The sequence below is a fragment of the Protofrankia sp. CiP1_Cm_nod4 genome (assembly GCF_982290645.1).
In genome coordinates, this window is sequence record NZ_CEVIVC010000261.1 from 1 (window position 1) to 3,204 (window position 3,204).

Consider the following 3,204-nt stretch of genomic DNA (forward strand, 5'->3'; position numbering starts at 1 on the left):
GTATGCTGGACATCGTCCCATGAGCCGGGCGCATAGTGCTTCGCCGAGGCGCGGGAGCACGGCGTCGAGATCGTGTTCTGTACAACGTAGCGGGAACGTCCAATGGACCTGATATGACCGAACAGCAGCAAGGCCTACACAGGCTGAATCTGCTCTATGCCGCTGCCGGGTGCCTCGGTGGTTCCCTGGACGTCGATCGCACAGCTCAGGACTTGGCCGATGTCCTCGTCCCCGCTTTGGGTGATATCGCCACGGTCGACCTCGCCGAGGCCGTCCGGGCTGGGGATGAACCCCCAAAAATGCTCGGTGGCGGGCAGTTGCATCTTCGCCGCGTCGCCGCGGTCCGCGACAGCGGTTGCTGGCCTCCCGGATTCATCCTGGCGGGCATACCGATCCCGCCGTTACCGGACGGGTTTGAGATCCGGAATCTTCAGCGCGGCAAGACTATGATGGCCTTCACCCGTGCGGCGGCAGTTCCCGCCGCGGGCGATTTCGCGGATGTGATGATCCCGCCGGACGCGCATTCCGGGATGGGCGCGCCCCTGTACGCCCGCGGCCTCCTGCTCGGGCTCGTCACCGTGTGGCGGACCGGCTCCGCCCCCGTCTTCGATCGGGAGGACCGCAAGCTCCTGCTGGAGATCGCCTCCCGGGCCGCGCTCGGCGTGGACAACGCCCGCCGGTACACCCGCGAGCGCCGCGCGGCCGTCGCCCTGCAGCGGGGCCTCCTCCCCCGGGCCGGCACCGACACCCTGGCGGCCCAGACAGCCGGTGTCTACCTTCCGGCCGGTCGAGGATGCGAGGTGAGCGGCGACTGGTACGACGTCATCCCCCTGTCGTCGCTGCGCGTGGCCTTCGTCGTCGGTGACGTCATCGGCCACGGCCTGTCCGCCACCGCCACCATGGGCCGGCTGCGCACCGCCGTCCAAACCCTGGCCGACCTCGACCTCGACCCTGACGAACTCCTCACTCACCTCGACGACCTCGTGCAGCGGCTCGCCCACGAGGCCGACCCGTCCCGGGGGGATCCGGTGGGCGCGACCTGCGCCTACGCCGTCTACAACCCGATCACCGGCTGCTGCGCGATCGCCAGCGCCGGACATCCACCCCCCGCTGTGGTGACACCGGACGGAACCGTCGACTTCATCGACGTTAGCCCCGGCCCGCCGCTCGGCGTGGGCGGTATGCCGTTCGAGATCACCGAGATCGACCTGAAACCCGGCAGCGTGCTGGCCCTGTACACCGACGGCCTGCTCAACCGGCGCAACCGCGACGTCACCCAGGGGATGGAATGGCTCCATGACCGCATGGCCGCGGCCTGCGACACAGACCGGCCCCTGGAGGACATCGGCCACGCTCTGCTCGGCGACACATCGTCAACCCCGCCCACCGACGACATCGTCGTGCTGCTCGCCCGCACCCGCACCCTGGCGGCCGAGGCCACCGTCGACTGGGAGTTCCCCGCCGACCCGGCCGTAGTCGCCCAGGCCCGAAACCTGACGACCCGGCAGCTCGCCACCTGGAACCTCGACGATCTGGCCTTCACCACCGAACTGGTCGTCAGCGAGTTGGTCACCAACGCCATCCGCTATGCCCACGGCCCGATCAAGGTGCGGCTCATCCGCGGCGATCGCCTCGTGTGCGAGGTTTCGGATGCCAGCAACACCCAGCCGCGCCTGCGCCGCGCCCATACCACGGATGAAGGAGGCCGTGGCCTGTTCCTCGTGGCCCAGCTGACCCGGCGTTGGGGCAGCCGCTACGGCCGCTTGGGTAAGACCATCTGGACCGAACAACCGACACATGAGGTGCGCAGATAGTAAACGGTATAAACGACGATAGATTTCTGCCGCCTCATCCTGAGGAGCCCGTTGGTGCCCAAAGCATGTCTGTGGGCCCTAGCCAGGACTTCTACATCACCCGATGATCAATGGCCATCTGCCGAAGACCGGAGGGACTGGTTGGGTAGGGAGCTGGCACGGTGACGTGTGACCGCTCCGTTTCCAGCTCCCTACCGTCGATCTATGCATGTGGTTCTCCCGTATACAGCTCACCGACATCTTTCACCGCCGGCACTCGGTAATCTCCAGGGGAGATTCGGTCGGGGAGCAAGCACGGTCCCATCGAGGTTGAACAGCCCGAGGGGATCGGGTGAGGCGTAGGCCCCCACCCGCCAACCCCACGCCCGGCTGCGTTTGTGACGGTGCACCACGAAGATCGCAAGCCGGTGCACGGCGTAGGTCTGCATCTTGTCGAACACGAAGGCGGAGTTTCCGTAGCAGAAGTGCCCGGCCCAGCCGCGCAGGAAGGCGTTCACCTGCCGAACGACGGTGGTGACTGTGGGACTCCAAAATCTGGGTTTTGGCCTGTGAGCAGGTCTTTTGGTGTCCATTCACGGGTAAGGCTGTGATTGTGTGGCAAGACGGTCACTGGAGTGGGTAGCCAGGGGTCACCGCAAGTGCGGCGTGGATGGCGTCGATCCCGCGGATACCGTGGTCACGGGCGCTGACCAGATAGGAACGCACGCGGCAGTACCGGCGCAGGGGGCCGAGGTGTGCCAGTAGCCGGCACGGCCTGATGCCGTTTCGGGCCTCTCAGGGCCTGCTCCGCGGCGTTGTTGGTCCAGGGGACAGCGACGTTCTTCGCGAACAGCCAGACCTGTTCGGCCTTGGCGGCCAGCCGGCGGGCCACCGTCGCGGAGCGGGCGTTCACCGGGGCATACCAGACCAGCCCCGGCTCGGCCGAGCGGACCGTGACCACATTCGGGGGAGCCGGACAGCGGATTCCCGTCGGCATCGACGTCCGTGCGGAGCACGGTGACCGGGGTCTCGTCGACGCACAGCACCGGCGCGGCCCGCAACGCCCGCCGTCCTCATCGTCTGATCGAACCCGGCAGCATCCAGCGTTTCGGCGAGCCGGGCGTGGGCACGAACGACGAACCCGGTCGACACCGGCGCCCCCACCAGCGCCTCCAGGAGTATCGCGGTCCGCTCGACCGGAACGGTGCCCTCCGAGGCCAGCAGCACCACCGCGGCGGCGTTCACGTTCGGCCCGTAGAACCACCGACCCGGCCCGGGCGTGCGGCACGGCCGCGGTGGTGACTGCGCGACAGCGCGGGCAGCGCCGCCGCGGCAGCCGCCAGTGCACCGTTTCCAGCCGCACCGGCGGGATGTCCCACACCTGCTCCCGGCCCTCCCCCACCCCCGGCAC

The 3,204-nt window shown here is 68.2% G+C and carries 2 protein-coding genes and 1 pseudogene; 1 reads left to right on the top strand and 2 read right to left on the bottom strand.

The annotated features are described in order from the left end of the window. Positions 1-212: 212 nt before the first annotated feature. Positions 213-1,814 (top strand): ATP-binding SpoIIE family protein phosphatase, encoded by a 1,602-nt coding sequence (locus AC5LSR_RS23885; RefSeq protein ID WP_493469067.1) that lies wholly within the window; start codon positions 213-215, stop codon positions 1,812-1,814. Positions 1,815-2,044: 230 nt separating this feature from the next. Here the strand turns inward: AC5LSR_RS23885 and AC5LSR_RS23890 are convergent, their stop codons facing one another. Beyond that, positions 2,045-2,386 carry a group II intron maturase-specific domain-containing protein gene (locus AC5LSR_RS23890; RefSeq protein WP_445548355.1) on the bottom strand — a complete coding sequence of 114 codons (342 nt, stop codon included), beginning with the start codon at positions 2,384-2,386 and terminating at the stop codon, positions 2,045-2,047. A 76-nt stretch (positions 2,387-2,462) separates the two neighbouring features. Beyond that, a pseudogene (locus AC5LSR_RS23895) lies at positions 2,463-3,204 on the bottom strand (IS66 family transposase); the annotation flags it as partial.

Excerpts from the sequence above, each read along its gene's own strand:
- AC5LSR_RS23890 (WP_445548355.1), bottom strand. The coding sequence starts at position 2,386 with ATGGACACCAAAAGACCTGCTCACAGGCCAAAACCCAGATTTTGGAGT.